Source organism: Anatilimnocola floriformis (assembly GCF_024256385.1).
Lineage (GTDB): Bacteria > Planctomycetota > Planctomycetia > Pirellulales > Pirellulaceae > Anatilimnocola > Anatilimnocola floriformis.
This window is the reverse complement of the sequence record NZ_JAMLFW010000001.1, coordinates 1178633-1193544: the sequence shown is the minus strand read 5'-3', so window position 1 is coordinate 1193544 and position 14912 is coordinate 1178633. Positions and strand designations below refer to the sequence as shown.

Here is a 14912-nt window from a genome sequence, read left to right as displayed (position 1 = left end):
AAACCGCGAGCCTTCAAATTTCAGAGCCGGGCATGTTACCTCACGCCAGTGTCGCTGTCGCGGCGAGCGACGGGAGGGCGAGGCTCCTGCCGAGCCGCCGAGGTGAAATTGCAAAGGCCGTTGGCGGCTGCTTTCGACCGGCGCGGCTCGGCGGGAGCCTCGCCCTCCCGAAATCAGCGCCAGCGTGAACGGCTACCCTTTTTGTGCACTTCTCTGACCTAAGTTGTCACCACATTTGCATTTAATTGAGTAGTGATCTTTCTCAATTCGGTTGATGTTTTTGAAAATGACAGTCGTCGCTGCGCTACCGGTGCGCGCTGAGAGTGGCCGGAGGATGTCAAATGGAGCGTTGCCGGGGAGGCGATCGATTTGTGTCCGAAGGATCGGCGCTGGTTATAAAAAGGTTATAGCCCGGGCCCGATATAACAGCGCGATTTTGCCGCAAGTCGTTAACTACCAGGACATTGCCAGAATCGCATGAAATTTGATAACCCGTTATATATTCCATCGCGCCGGCTCAAGACTGCTACGGTTGCGAAGAGTAGCTCGGCTTCGCGGTCAAGAAACGCCAAACGGCAAGTACATTGAAGTACTCGCCGTCTGGACGCCAATCGCTCCCGCGAGACTCGTGATGTTTCGCTAGTGGGAGGCTTCAAATGCGGTGGGAGTACCGCCAGGTGGCGGACTCCGTCGGAAAGATAAAGTCAGGCTCGCTGCAGGCCGAACGCCGACTGGCTCATGCGAGCAGTGTTACGCGATCATGCTTACGGGATCACATAGATGCCACCGACCACAAATCCGGCCTGGGCCATGGCGGCACGCGGGCTGAACGGGAAGGGTGGGATTTGGTAAGGAGCACAGCTGCCGGGGCGATAGTAACCCAGGGCGTATTCGCATTCCCAAGGTGCATCGAGGGCCATCTTGTAAGGCAGCAGGACTGCACTGCCGAAGAAGTGGGCACCATCGATCCACGGTTGGCGGAACGGACCAGCCGAGTGGCCGTAGCGTTCGTGCTGAACTTGTTCGAAGTACAAGGGCTTGTGGCACAAAGCCGAGGCATGCCAGGCGACGGTCGACGGCATCCAGTTACGGTTGTCGATGTCGACTTCGCGATGACCAGCGATGGCGCACTCGGGCGGCAGATTCCACCAACCCGAGATGAAGCAGAGATCGTCCTCGCTCAATTGATTGAGAGCAATCTGCCGGCTGTTGCCGTTTTCTTCGGTGATGATGGCGCGGCCGTTCTGCAGGTTCGACAGGCGACCACGAGCGATGCGGTTGTCGGTGGTGCGATCGGCAAACTTCACGCCGCGGCGATGCCAATCACGCAGGCCGGAGAGACGTGTCATGTCGGCTCGACGAGTCTTGTTCTCGGCTTCGTCTTCTTCGGGTTCAAGACGGGGCGAGATGTCGAGCGAAATGGTGTTGAGCTTGTCAGTCATCAGGCGTTCGATGAATGCCCGGCACTTGTCGTCGGAGTCGCAGCAGTTGAGACCGAGCGTTCCGTAGGTCCGTTCGGCACAAGGAACATCACCGCTGCGGCGGCCGTTGTCCCCGGGGCGATCGGAGTTGCTGCGCGGCGTCGGATCTTGCTCCTTCGGCGGCGGCATGGGCATTGGATTCGACATCGGCGTGCGCGGCTGCGTTTGTGGAAACGGCTCGGCTTCGAACGGTTGCGTGTTCGCCGGCGGCGCGGGATTTGGAATCGGCATCGGAGCCGGACCGGGGGCCGGTTGGAACGGCTGAAAGTTCGGCGCGGGAGCCGGCGGCACCGCAGGATTGAACGAGGGAGCAGCAGGGTTGAAGCCCGGCTGATTGGTGTTCGGCTGATTCACGCCCGGCGGTTGCAACTGGAGATTGGCAGCGGCTTGCGTGGCGCGACGATCGTTGAAGGGATCCTGAAACGGATCGGGCTTCGGCGGTTGCAGGGCTTGCGTGGCCTGCGCCGGAGTGACGTAGGTATCGATCCGCATCTTGTTCCAGCCGCTGGCCGAAGTAGTTTTTGCTGGACTCACTTCTTCCGTGCTGCTGGCGTGAACGACTCCGCTGCCGATGGCGGAACCACCGATGGGCGAGATGCCGGTGGCTTGTTGGATTTCGCCGTTGTTATTGGCGACAGCGATGGGCTTCGCTTTCCAGCGAAGTGGTTGCTCGGCAGCGCCGCCTAGTTGAACAGGTCGCGGCAGATTGCTGACCGGCGGCGGCGATTCGAACTCTTGAGCCGATAAGAAGGAGAGCGGGCCGGAAAGAACATTTCCGGCGACAAGTGCACAGCCGAGCAGAAAACTAATCCGTTTCTTTGCCGGACGAGTAATCAGGGCTGTAGTTGGGTGCTTCCTGCGTGATGGCAATGTCATGGGGATGGCTTTCTCGTACGCTAGCGGCCGAGACCTGGATGAACCGAGCTTCCGTTCGCAGTTCTTCAATCGTTTTCGTTCCGCAATATCCCATGCCGGCCCGCAAGCCTCCGACGAGTTGATACACGAAGTCGCTGAGTGCGCCCTTAAACGGGACGCGTCCCTCAACCCCTTCGGGCACCAGCTTGCCGGTCCCCCCATTGGATCCGGTCTGGCGATATCGCTCGCTCGAACCTTTCACCATCGCACCCATCGAACCCATGCCTCGATAGGCTTTGAAGGTTCGACCCTGGTACAGGATGGTTTTGCCCGGACTTTCGGCCAGGCCCGCAAACAACCCGCCGATCATGCAAACATGAGCGCCGGCAGCGATTGCTTTCGTTATGTCGCCCGAGAAACGGACACCACCATCAGCGATGATCGGTGTGCCGCTGCTCTTCGCAACTTGGGCAGCTTCCATGATGGCCGTGATCTGCGGAACGCCCACTCCGCTAATCACTCGCGTCGTGCAAATCGATCCCGGACCGATGCCCACCTTCACGGCGTCTGCACCGGCCGCGATCAAGTCGCGGCAGCCTTCGCGGGTGGCCACATTCCCCGCGACGACATCAATATCCCAACGCTTCTTGATTTCTTTCACCGACTCGATCACGTTCAGGCTATGCCCGTGAGCGCTGTCGACCACCAGCACGTCCACACCCGCAGTGATGAGGGTTTGAGCGCGGTCGTAATCGAAAACTCCCACCGCGGCGCCGACTCGCAGTCGCCCTAGCTTGTCTTTGCAAGCATTGGGAAACCGCTTCATCATGTCGATGTCGCGGATGGTGATCATTCCGGTTAGGCAATATGTATCGTCAACCAGCAGCAGCTTCTCGACCTTTTTTGCCGTCAAAATCTGCTCAGCTTCCTCAAGCGTTACATTTCCCTTTGCTGTCACCAGATTGGCAGCAGTCATTACCTCACTGATTGGCTGGCTGCTGTTCTCGAGAAACCGCAGGTCGCGGCGGGTCAAAATGCCGACCAGCTTGCCGTTTTCATTGGTAATAGGAAAGCCGCTGACGTTCTTCTGCTTCATCAAGGCCTGGGCTTCGCTCACCGGCTGATCGGGCCGGAGCGTGACCGGATCGAGAATGATGCCGTTGGCCGAGCGCTTGACCTTTACGACCTCTTCCGATTGCTGCTCGATCGAAAGGTTCTTGTGGATAATGCCCAGACCACCCTCTTTCGCCAGAGCGATGGCCATCTGGTGCTCGGTCACCGTATCCATGGGGGAGCTGAGGAGGGGAATGTTCAGCGCAATCCGCCGCGTGAGCATCGTGGAAACATTGACATCAGCTGGCACGGCGTCGCTGTAGCGCGGTTCGAGCAACACGTCGTCGAAAGTAATCCCCTGCCTGCCGATGCGGTCTTCCATCGATGCTCTCCCAACAAGAAATGGTTAGCCCCGTATTATGCCGCAGCGGGCTATTCCACGGGAGTACCCCTCTGCTGTCATGCCCAGCTGACACTCGTTCGATGAGCGAATTGCTGCACAAATCACAGGAAAATCTCGATAGATAACCCACCCGAGTAGCGTGGCCCTTCCAGGAAGTAAATCGATGTCAATCGCCATTCCTTGCCTCCAAGACACCGCTTTCCTAAATTCACTGGCACTGACGCGTCGGGTCAGTCCCATCCTGGAACGGTCGACCAAGACCATTCAGTTGAACTATGCTCCAGCACCTTGGGTGCTCCGCAAGTGCCTCGAAACTGGGCTGGTTTATCTCGAGAATCCACCCGAGTACGAGCAGTTAGAAGAGAACTTTGCCTGGGAAGTCACCAAACGGCTGGAATCGGAACGCCGGTCGCAAGTCGAACCAATCTCTTACGCTCTGCGAAGCCGTTGGAAGCGTTTTCGCACACGATATCTCTCACGAGACAAGGTTGGTGCCCTCACGGCCAATGCGTTGCAGGCTTCGCCCTCGCAACAGCTGACCCTACTGGAACTAGGTTGTGGCGACGGTGTGAATCTGGTGAACGTGATGCAGTTGCTGCCGCCCCAAGTGGCCAGCCGCTGCACTCCCGTCGGCATTGAGATCTCCAAGAAGCTGGCGACCACGACAACCCAAGCATTGCGGCCTTTTGGCGGGACCTGCTACTTCGACAACGCGCTGCACGGGCTCGAGAATCTCGGGGCACAATCGATCGACGCCATCATTCTCAGTTCCTATCTCGAGCATGAAGCAAACCCACTTCCCACGCTCCGCCACTGCCGCGAGGCGCTTCGTCCGCACGGCCGAATCGTCATCAAGGTGCCGAATTTCGATTGCGCGAGTCGCTATTTGCGAGGCCATCGCTGGTGCGGCTTTCGCTGGCCCGACCATGTGAACTACTTCACGCCGAAAACGCTGCGGCTAACGCTCGAAACGGCTGGCTTGAAAGTCGCGCGCATGAACTGGCTCGATCACAATCCGACGAGCGACAATATGTACGCAGTGGCTGCGAAGGTTTGAGCCAGATCGAGGTCCACGCCGATCAGCCTTCGCGAAATGCTCGCCACAAGCTTGACACCTGGGCCTCAAAAAACTCGTCCGACGAAATCTGGATTTCGCCCGACTCGGTCTGGCAACCGAAAATCAGATGCTCACCAGACTGAGCGCGAAAAACCTCGCCTGTCGCGTTCGGTGGCGCAAACTGAAGTAGCTGCTGAACCTTGCACTTCATGCGCAAGAAGAAAACGAAGTCGGACAGCTCCGACTGAGCGATAACAATCACGGTGGGCTCCAGCGACCGGCAGGTGAGGGGAGCGAATGAAGCTCAATCATTCGCCGTAATCGCTGGTTTGGCAATAAGCAGTTTCTGTAGGCCAGATAACGCACATCGGCACTGACGAATGCGTTCTCGGCGCACCTTACTCAGGAACGATCACTTGCAGCATCCTCCCGTCTTTACGCTGACCGGCCGCCTGCAGAATCTCGAAGTAAGTCCGCCGGTTCTCGCCATCGCCAAACGGCAGTTGTTCATGCACAATCGCAATCGACGCTTTCTCCGGCAGCCACGAGAGATCTCGCAAACACTCTTCCAGCGCATCCCAGTTCCCACCGAAGTACCTGGGAAAACGCAAGCCCTGCGATAACACGGCCAACAACTTTTCCTTGCTGCGTACGCTGCGAGGAATCCACACCACCAGCTTGCCACTACCGCGCGCTTCAACCGCTGCAACATGTGGATCAGCAACGCCCACAAATCCATCTTCCGTCTTCATTTTGCCTTCAGCCTTCTCACTTCTGCTTTTGGTCCAGCCGTTCAAACGTCTTGTAGTGATCGGGCGTGTAATAGATCTCGCCGTTCTCGCCGGTCACGACTCGCTGCGGACCGGGGCCGCGCTGATTGGGCGTGGGGTGAACCCATTCGTGATAGTAGCCGCTCGGCTTCTGCGGCAGTCGCTTCTCGCGGTTTTGAAAAACCGTGCCGTCGTTGGCATGGCTGCCGCGCTGGCCCCGCTCGATGCGCGCGAGCGTGTCGCGCAGGTCGATGGTGCCTTCGAAAACAACACGGCCGTCCTGATTCCGAATCTTGGCGTTTTTTATCTGCGATTTAACAGCCCGCTCTGTCTCCGCGCGCACGCTCGGCGGGCGTTCCTCCGGCGCGGTCTTCTCTTTCACGGGCGAAGTTGACGGCTCATTCTGCCACTCGTCTGGCGGCAACTTCACTTCCGGCGCAATCACCACCGGCACCGAATCGTCGGGTTGCTGCGGCGGCTGGTTCTGCGCCTTCTGCCAGGCGAGGTACATCCCCACCAACATGATCACCAAGCCGATTACCAGGCGAATCAACCGCGGCATGACCGTTGGCGGTTGGTTGAACGGGGGACGCGAGTTGCTGGATTTCATAATGGCTTCGGTAAGGATCGAGCGGTTTGCAATGTGCACGCTACTTGACCCGCTACTTGCTTGCAACCTACAACGCGTTGTTGTCGCCTCTCACTCTCGTACCGACGCAGCCATGCACGATCACGATGAAATGCCGATCGTCGCCAAGTCGTACTTGCGATGGTATCTCGACAGCACCGGTGTACCGACTCTGCTCGTTCTCTTCGGGGCGATGCTGCTGGCCCTGGTGTTGATTGTCACGCTCTTTCGGCGAGGCCGTGGTCCCGCCGTGCCCACGGCGATCGTATTCATCATGCCGCTGCCGCTCGTGGTCGGCCTCGTCTGTTTTTTGGCGGGCACGATTCACTATCTCCACCAAATGGGCTTGGCAGCTGGCGAGCAGGTTTCGTCAGAGTCCTTGTCGTATGCTCTGACGTCGGCCATGCAGGCCACGAGTTGCTTTTGCCCGGTACTAATCCTGTCGCTCGTGCTGCTGATGGTACTGGGGTTTCGCAACCAAACGAAGAGTTAAAGGAGAGTGACGATGGAGATGCACGAACACGCTGACCTACCAGCGACACTTCACCTTTCTCAATTTGTCATTGGGTCGTTAGGGCTGCGCACTGTCGTGTTGCTGCTCTTTGTCTTTGCACTGGCTCTGACACTCGCCGCAATTGCGATCGCCAGATTCAAAACAACCTATCTCACAGCGGTGCTGCTCGCTGTCGTGCCGCTCCCGTTGCTCTATGGCTTCGCAAGTGCCACCGATTCCATCATCCGCAGCTTCGCGGTGATTTCGATTAGCGATACGAAGATTCAAACCTGGCACATCGCCGAGGGTGGCGCATCGTCGCTCGTTTGCGTATTGATCGGCTTGCTCGTGACGATCCCGCTCTACTTGCTCGCAATCGTCGCGCTGAGTTGGCGAGCGTTCCACGATGCCGATACCCCACGCTCTCCTAAGGAAGAGCCTGTCATCGGCGCAACGCTCGCGCCGCGCCGTTCCTGATCGCCTCTCCGAGGAGTTGATTTGCCATGTTGCGTTGCGCTCTGTTGGTCGGTTTGAGTTTGCTGACAATCGAAGTTGTTGCTGCCGAACCCGCTGTCCTCGAGGGAACCAAGCCACTTGAACTGCAAGGCGACATCGCGGCCACGATGGTCGCAGGGATCGATCAGTTTCTGCTGAAGGAACTCGCTGCAGCGCCGGCAAAGAGGGCAGGGGAGTGGCAGCGCGATTTCAGCAGTTCAGCCGCCTATGTGAAATCGATCGAGCCGCAGCGAAAGAGGCTCGCACACATTCTGGGAGTACGCGATGCTCGTGTGGAATTTGAATCGCCCGAGTTAATCGCCACCACTTTGCACAGCGCACTGATTGGCAAGGGAAAGGACTTTGAAATCTTCGCCGTACGCTGGCCGGTCGTTCGTGATGTCCAAGCCGAAGGGCTGTTGCTGCTGCCGAAAGGGGACAACCGGATTGTCGCCGATGTCGTGGCGATTCCCTCGGCTGAGCAAACGCCGGAGCAACTGGTTGGCCTAGCGGAAGGGATCGCCGCCGAGTCGCAATATCCGCGGTTTCTTGCGCAGAGTGGCTGTCGCGTGCTGATTCCCACTACGATCAGCCGGCGGATGCAAAAGCGTTCCTTCGGTGGCGGCGATCGCGGCCCAAATCTCACCGATCGCGAGTTCGTGTATCGGCCTGCCTTCGAAATGGGGCGGCACATTCTCGGCTACGAAGTGCAGCAAGTTCTCGCCGGCGTCGATTGGTTCGCGCGCGAAGCCGGCGGCGGCAATCCGCGGATCGGCGTGATCGGTTACGGCGACGGCGGACAGATCGCGCTCTACGCAGCCGCCCTCGATCAACGCATCGACGCCGCCTGCGTCAGCGGCTACTTCGGCCCGCGTGAGAATCTTTGGCAGGAACCACTCGATCGCAATGTGCAGGGCTTGGTCGTCACTTTCGGCGATGCGGAAGTGGCGAGTCTGATCCTGCCGCGGTCGCTGGTGGTCGATGGCGCTGCTGGGCCCAGCATCAAGTTGCCCAGCGAAGGGGGCGGGCCTGCCGACTACCAATATCCGTCGTCAGCAGCGATCGATGACGAATGGAATCGCTTGGAAGAGATCGCCGCCAAAGTGCCGCTCGAGCCGAAGGGCTTTGCCGCACGAAAACTGGGCTTTAACAGCGAAACGGCCAAACCTTTCTGTGACGAAAAGATCCGAATGGGATTTCTCGTGAAACTCATCGGCAACGACGCGGGGTTGAACACGGCGGAAGTCAAGCCGGAGCGAACGGCGCAGTTGCCCGATGCTGCCGCACGTCAGGCGCGGTTGGTGAAGCAACTGATCGACGACACGCAAACGTTGCTGCAGAGTTCGCCGCAAGTTCGCAGTGAGTTCATGAAGCCGCTATATGCCTCAAAGAATATCGACGAGTACAAAGTCAACGTCGAAACAGTTCGCGAGCAATTCGCCACCGAGGCCATCGGCCGGTTCGATCACAAACTGCTTCGCGCCGATCCGCGTTCACGAAAAACCTACGACCAAGAGAAATGGACCGGCTACGAAGTGCTGCTCGACGTTTTTCCCGACGTCTTCGCCTACGGCGTGCTGCTCGTGCCGAAGGATCTAAAGCCGGGCGAGAAACGGCCCGTGGTCGTTTGTCAGCATGGCCTCGAAGGTCGACCGACCGATACGTTTCAAGGCGATCACTACGCCTATCACGACTTCGCGGCGAAGTTGTGCGAGCAAGGTTTCATCATCTTCGCGCCGCAGAACATCTACATCGGCAAGGACAAGTTCCGCACGCTACAACGAAAACTCAATCCCCTCGGCAAGACGCTGTTCTCGGTGATGGTGCCGCAGCATCAACAGATTTGTAACTGGCTAAAGACGCTGCCGATGGTCGACAAGGATCGCATCGCTTTTTATGGCCTGTCGTACGGCGGCAAGAGTGCGATGCGCATCCCACCTCTGGTGCCCGATTACTGCCTGTCGATCTGCTCGGCGGATTTCAACGAATGGGTGGCGAAGAACGCCTCGACGAAGCTGCCGTTCAGCTACATCTGGACCGGAGAGTACGAAATTTTCGAGTTCGACCTCGGCAGCACGTTCAACTACAGCGAGATGGCCGCGCTGATCTGCCCGCGCCCCTTCATGGTCGAACGCGGTCACACCGACGGCGTGTCAACCGACGAATGGGTCGCCCACGAATACGCCAAGGTCTTTTACAACTACAGCCATCGCCTGAAAATCGGCGACCGCTGCGAAATGGAAATCTTCGACGGCCCGCACACGATCAACGGCAAAGGGACATTTGCTTTCCTGCACAAGCATTTGAACTGGCCGGCGAAGTAACTGTGATGGAACTGCTTTTAAGTCTCATCGGCGAATTCCTCATCACGCCAATCGTTTGGTTTTTCGTCTCGGCCTTTCAGTTCGCGTTTTGGCTGTGCTGCTGGAGCATTTGGCAGTTCGTACGAGGGTTCACTTGGGCGGCGCGGATCTGGCGAAAAGTTGTTTTCGGTGCTCGCACCGGTGACTCAACATGATCTCGGAATGCTCGTGGATTGGAGCTATATTATTGATATGGAACCGAGTTCACCCAATCTAGTTGCCATTCCTTCGGCAGTCATTGAAGCCTGGGAAATCCAGTACGGCCCAGAGTGGTTCGCGGCCAGCGAGCAGACTCCTGCGCAGCGAATTGAGGAATGCGGAAAACAGCTGGCAAATTATCTGGCGTTAGGAGGTTCGCTTGCTCCCGAACCAGATCTGCAAAGTCCTTTCTACGATCCAGAAGCATCAGGTTCGCGCCCTGTTGATGGGGGGACAGGCCTGCGTTGTATACGGGTCCGCGATCTTTAGTCGCGACATCGATTTTGCCATTCTTGCGGAACAGTCGAACTTATCTCGGCTGCAGACCGCCCTACAGGAGTTGCAGGCCGAAGTAATCGCCGTGCCTCCGTTTGAACTTCAGTATCTCGACGAAGGTCTTGCCGTTCACTTTCGCTGCCGCCATCCCGAAGCAGATGACATGCGCGTGGATGTCATGTCGCGAATGCGTGGCGTCGCCGAGTTCGAAGAAGTGTGGAATCGGCGAACAACCGCAGAACTGGCAGACGGAACGCCAGTTGAAGTGATGGGGATCAGCGACTTGGTGCAAGCCAAGAAAACCCAGCGCGATAAAGACTGGCCAATGGTCACCCGGCTGGTTGATTGGAATTACAAAGTCAATTTTCAAACACCGACACTACGTCAGATCGAATTTTGGCTGGCTGAAAGCAGAACTCCAGAAGTGCTTATTGCCCTCGTCGAACGCTTTCCAGCGGAGTCGCGGGATGCAACTCGCCCAGCCGTAATTGCAGCAAAAAGCGCAAACCATCCAGCAATAATCGCTGCTCTAAGAAGCGAGGAAGATGCGGAGCGAGAAGCAGACCGCGTCTACTGGGCCCCACTCCGTGCTCGGTTAGAGAGGTTGCGTCGTGCACATCGTCAAAAATAGGTCTACAGCTTCTTGCCCGCCGCATCAGTCCCGTACATCAGCCGCGAAAGAAACTCTCGGTCGTTCCAACCGGTCGAATCATTTCCTCCAAGGGCAGCCAGAATGCCATCGGCTTGGCGGATGGCGATCAGTTTCAGTTTGCGGCTGATGAAGAGTCGCTGATTGCCGGCGCCAGCCGCGAAGACCAGGTCGGGGACGCGCAGATCGTCTTTCTTCTCTCCGCCACCGCGGAAGCGAGCCAAGCCTGGCGCGAGTGCTTCGCGCGTGTTCCCCGCGCCGCTCGCCAGCCAAAAGCTCAGGCCGTACGAAGGATTGATTTTGCCAGGTACGAAGCATTCGTCGAGCGCAGCGGACGAAAGGAGTTCTTTGCCCTCATGCACGCCGCCGGCGCGAACGAACTCGCCGAACTTGGCCCACTCGGTGGCCGTGAGCGCGGCCCCCGACGGCAAATGAATCTGACCATCGGCTCCTTTTCTCCACGAGCCAACCTGCAAACCGATCGGCTTGAGGATTCGCCGCTGCAGATAGTCGTAGGGCGATTCCTTTTTCGGTTCGAGTTTGCGGCGGAGCACTTCGCCAAAGGTTTGAAACGGCGCCGGGCCGTATTGAAAGCGCTGACCAGGATCGAACTTGAACTCACTCGCCATCGCATCGGCATAGGTCGGCACCCGGCCGATGCCGCCGCCCGCCATACCGCTCGTCAGGCTGAGAAGTTGCCGCAGCGTGACTGTTTTCTTCTTCGTGTCTTCTTTCCATTCGCTGAGCGTGTCGCTGACCTTTTCATCCCACGACGAAATCAACTTGTCCTGAATGGCAGCCGCTACCAGCACGCCGCAAAAGCTCTTCGTGCCGCTCGCCAGTTCATGGGCCCGGTCCTTTTTCCCGCTGTTCGGATAATCGGAAAAGAGCTCCTTGTCGTCGACCCGCACCAGCATGCTAATGCCCTTGCACGACGCGCTGTATTCGGCGGCCAACTTGTGGTGCTTCGGATTGGCGAGGTCGACTGCGGGTTCGTCCGCAGCCGAGGCAAACTTGCTATTCATGGCAACGAAACCGGCGACAACGCCCAAGCCGAAGTGGCGGCGGGTGAGATGATTCTTCATGGCTGTTCCTCTCGGTCTGAGATACCCATTCAACCCTCGGCAACGGCCCGAAGTTTCGCCTCCATAGGTCCTGCGGCGTGCTTCTGCGTCGCAACCCGCCGATTTTACCGCTCAAGACTGTAAATCATATGCGCCACAGTCTGTCGTCAACTTGATAGCAATATTCTTCGAATAGGGCTTCGATTGAACTCCTCCCAGCAAAGCTGTCGAAGAATTATAGGGGACCCTGCCGGCATCTCCTCAGCATCCTTAAGTTCAATCGGCAACGCGGTTTGATTGTGGCTGGTGATTACTTGACGCGGATCTGGACTCGCCCTGTGGCCTTACTAGGCATTGAAGTTGCTTTAATCTCGCAAGAGTGGTCGAATGTCGGCTGTGGCTCGGGTTCTCGAAAAGGGGGATGACATGACTGTTCATCCGTCAGTGCGCGGTTTTTGGTTCGCATTCTTGGTTCTCCTTGGCGGCGCGTTCGCGGCCGCACAGGAGGAGTTGCCGCCGGAGATCGATTCCGACGGCGTGCAAACGTTGACCCGTGGTCCCGTGCACGAAGCGTTCGCCGCCCCCGCTGTTGCCGATGCCAAGCCGGGGCTCACGGTGCCCAAGCCGCCGCCGGCTGACATTCGCGAACAGCCGCCCGAGTATCAACCCGAAGGCCAAAACGTGCAGTGGTTCCCGGGCTACTGGGCCTGGGATGAAGACCGCGACGACTACATCTGGATCAGCGGTGCTTGGCGCGATCCGCCGCCGGGCCAACGCTGGGTGCCGGGCTACTGGGCCGAAGTGCCGGGTGGCTTTCAGTGGGTCTCTGGTTTTTGGATCAACGATCAAATCGAAGAGATGCAATATCGGCCCGCGCCGCCGGTTTCGCTCGAGCAAGGTCCGTCGGTTGCTTCGCCGGGCGATGACTACTTCTATATTCCGGGCAGCTGGAACTATGTGAACAACGACTATGTTTGGTCGGCCGGCTACTACGCTCCCTATCGCGAAGACTGGATCTACGTGCAACCGCACTGGGTCTGGACTCCGCGCGGCTATGTCTACATCGCCGGCTATTGGGACTGGCGGTTGCCACGTCGCGGCCAGATCTTCGCGCCGGTCTACATGCAGCCAGTCGTCTACGCTCGGCCAACTTACTACTACACGCCGCGCTGCGTGATCAACACCAGCAACCTGTTCGTCCACCTGTGGGTCCGCGACTCGTACTGCCACTACTACTTCGGCAATTACTATGGGCCGACCTATGTGAACCGCAGCTTCACGCCCTGGTGCAATTACAATGCGCGGCCGCATTGCCACGATCCACTCTTCTCGTATTGCAACGTCCACTATCACCGCCAGGGCATTAACTACGCCCAGCGGATGCAAGGCTGGCACAACCACTATGTGAGCCACGTCGATCAACGCCCGGCGAATACCTGGCGCGATCAGATCGCTCATCAGCACGATCACCGCGACATTCGCAATCCCAACGGCGGACCGCAGGTGCGCCCGGCTTCGCTCGGCGAAGACCTGAAGGACATCGTCCGCAAGCCGGAATATCGTTGGACCAAGCAAGATCTCGTCTCGAAGGACTACAACAAGAAAGCCATCGAGCAAGTCAAAGAGTTGCACAACATGCGACTCAAGGAAGAGCACGTCAGCTTCGTGCCAGGAGGACGTGATCAGCCAGGCCGCGGCAACGATCGGCCAGACCGCGATCCGAGCGATCGTCCCAACCGCGGCCCTGCCATCGGTGATCCGGGCAAGGGACCTGACGTGAAACTTCCGGGCAAACCGGGCAACGACACTCCCGCCGACAAAATCGCCGCGACACAGGACGTGCTTACGAGCAAGTTCCGTTTGCCGAAGGCGCCGACGGCGAACCTTTCGCCCAACAAACCGAAGATCGAAGCGCCAGAAAAGCCCGACCGGAACGTTGTTTCCCGGCCGATCGATCGTAATCCGCTGGATCTCAATCCTGGCGAGCGAAATCCTGGCGACCGCAATCCGCTGGATCGGAAACCTATCGACCGTATTCCTGGCGACAAAACGAACGTCGGCGACAAGCCGCTGGTGAACGGCAACAAGCCGGATGGTAAAGATCCCACGCGATTGCCAGGCCGGAACAACGGCATCCTTCCGCCGGGCCTCGTCCCCTCCGTCGATAAGCCGGCAAACACCGGCCTCGACACTCCGTTGACGAAGCCTACTGACAAGCCAAACGACAAACCGCTGACGAACCGCGAGCCGCGGAAGCCGGACCTCGGCGGTGCTGCGAATCCCACGAACAATGCGCTGCAGCAAAAGATCGACGCCCTGAAACAGCAACAGCAGGACGCGATCAACAAGGCACGTCAGCCTCGTCCTGATCTCGGCGGCAATCCGACGCGCACGATTGAAACTCCCAAAGTAAACACGCCCAAGGTGGATTTGACTCAGAAAGTGGATACGACTCCCAAGGTCGATCGCACGCCGAAGTTCGAAGTGCCGAAGCGCGAGGCCAATCCACCGCGCAACCTCGGTGGCAGTGGCATGAACCCTGGCGGCAACGGTGGGATCAATCTCGGCGGCAACAAGGAGACCAAGCCGTTCAACGTTCCCAAGCCGAATGTGGAACGGACCCAACCGTCGCGGCAGAACAACATCCAGAATCTGCAGCCCCGCAACTCGACGCCGGCTCCGCGGACCACTACTCCCAAGGAAAACAACAACAGCGGCAACCAGGACAAGGAAAAGAAGCGTGGTCGCTAAGGACGAAGCCCGTGCGTAAAATGGCCGCATGGCACACTTCACGCATCACATTTTCGTCTGTTGCAATCAACGCAAAAAAGATTCCCGCGCTTCGTGTGATCCCGATGGGGATGAAGCGCTGAAATCGGCTTTCAAAAAAGAGCTCGAAAAGCGTGGCCTGAAACCCCAGGTCCGCGCCAACGAAGCCGGTTGCCTCGACCAGTGCGAACTCGGCCCGGTCATCGTCATCTACCCGCAAGCCATCTGGTACGGCGGTGTGCGAGTCAAAGACGTGCCGCGCATCGTCGAAGAAACGATCGTCGGCGGCCGCATCATTCCGGATCTGCTCATTCCGGATGAGAAGCTGAATTGCAAGAAGAAGTAACCTCTCTTACTC

General features: G+C 58.2%; 12 protein-coding genes. 7 read left to right on the top strand and 5 right to left on the bottom strand.

What is annotated here, in order from left to right; genetic code table 11:
* Positions 1 to 764: 764 nt before the first annotated feature.
* Positions 765 to 2357 carry a hypothetical protein gene (locus M9Q49_RS04930; protein WP_254507553.1) on the bottom strand — a complete coding sequence of 531 codons (1593 nt, stop codon included), beginning with the start codon at positions 2355 to 2357 and terminating at the stop codon, positions 765 to 767.
* Positions 2287 to 3771: an IMP dehydrogenase gene (gene guaB / locus M9Q49_RS04925; protein WP_254507552.1), complete on the bottom strand. Its 1485-nt coding sequence runs from the start codon at positions 3769 to 3771 to the stop codon at positions 2287 to 2289. The genes M9Q49_RS04930 and guaB overlap by 71 nt, the downstream gene beginning before the upstream one ends.
* A gap of 184 nt (positions 3772 to 3955) precedes the next feature.
* Here guaB and M9Q49_RS04920 point away from each other — a divergent pair, with 184 nt between their 5' ends.
* Positions 3956 to 4849 carry a class I SAM-dependent methyltransferase gene (locus M9Q49_RS04920; RefSeq protein WP_254507551.1) on the top strand — a complete coding sequence of 298 codons (894 nt, stop codon included), beginning with the start codon at positions 3956 to 3958 and terminating at the stop codon, positions 4847 to 4849.
* A gap of 398 nt (positions 4850 to 5247) precedes the next feature.
* On the opposite strand, the gene M9Q49_RS04915 is transcribed toward M9Q49_RS04920, so the two are convergent.
* Entirely contained in the window at positions 5248 to 5646 is a 399-nt protein-coding gene (locus tag M9Q49_RS04915) for a barstar family protein (protein ID WP_254507550.1), read from the bottom strand.
* On the bottom strand, positions 5618 to 6229 hold the full coding sequence (locus tag M9Q49_RS04910) for a ribonuclease domain-containing protein (RefSeq protein WP_254507549.1): 612 nt from the start codon (positions 6227 to 6229) through the stop codon (positions 5618 to 5620). Before M9Q49_RS04910 ends, M9Q49_RS04915 begins: the two co-directional genes overlap by 29 nt.
* Positions 6230 to 6341: 112 nt before the next feature.
* On the opposite strand from M9Q49_RS04910, the gene M9Q49_RS04905 reads away from it, so the two are divergent.
* From M9Q49_RS04905 to M9Q49_RS04890, 4 genes are all read left to right on the top strand, one after another.
* On the top strand, positions 6342 to 6740 hold the full coding sequence (locus M9Q49_RS04905) for a hypothetical protein (protein WP_254507547.1): 399 nt from the start codon (positions 6342 to 6344) through the stop codon (positions 6738 to 6740).
* A 12-nt stretch (positions 6741 to 6752) separates the two neighbouring features.
* Entirely contained in the window at positions 6753 to 7217 is a 465-nt protein-coding gene (locus M9Q49_RS04900; RefSeq protein ID WP_254507545.1) for a hypothetical protein, read from the top strand.
* 26 nt (positions 7218 to 7243) lie between these two features.
* Positions 7244 to 9559, top strand: coding sequence for an alpha/beta hydrolase family protein (locus tag M9Q49_RS04895; protein ID WP_254507543.1), 2316 nt, complete (start codon positions 7244 to 7246; stop codon positions 9557 to 9559).
* Between the two features lie 397 nt (positions 9560 to 9956).
* Entirely contained in the window at positions 9957 to 10703 is a 747-nt protein-coding gene (locus M9Q49_RS04890) for a hypothetical protein (RefSeq protein ID WP_254507542.1), read from the top strand.
* 2 nt (positions 10704 to 10705) lie between these two features.
* On the opposite strand, the gene M9Q49_RS04885 is transcribed toward M9Q49_RS04890, so the two are convergent.
* A complete protein-coding gene (locus M9Q49_RS04885; protein WP_254507541.1) occupies positions 10706 to 11806 on the bottom strand; it encodes a serine hydrolase domain-containing protein in 1101 nt (366 codons plus the stop codon).
* A gap of 366 nt (positions 11807 to 12172) precedes the next feature.
* Here M9Q49_RS04885 and M9Q49_RS04880 point away from each other — a divergent pair, with 366 nt between their 5' ends.
* Positions 12173 to 14536, top strand: coding sequence for a hypothetical protein (locus M9Q49_RS04880; RefSeq protein ID WP_254507540.1), 2364 nt, complete (start codon positions 12173 to 12175; stop codon positions 14534 to 14536).
* Positions 14537 to 14564: 28 nt separating this feature from the next.
* On the top strand, positions 14565 to 14900 hold the full coding sequence (locus M9Q49_RS04875) for a (2Fe-2S) ferredoxin domain-containing protein (protein ID WP_254507539.1): 336 nt from the start codon (positions 14565 to 14567) through the stop codon (positions 14898 to 14900).
* Positions 14901 to 14912 lie beyond the last annotated feature (12 nt).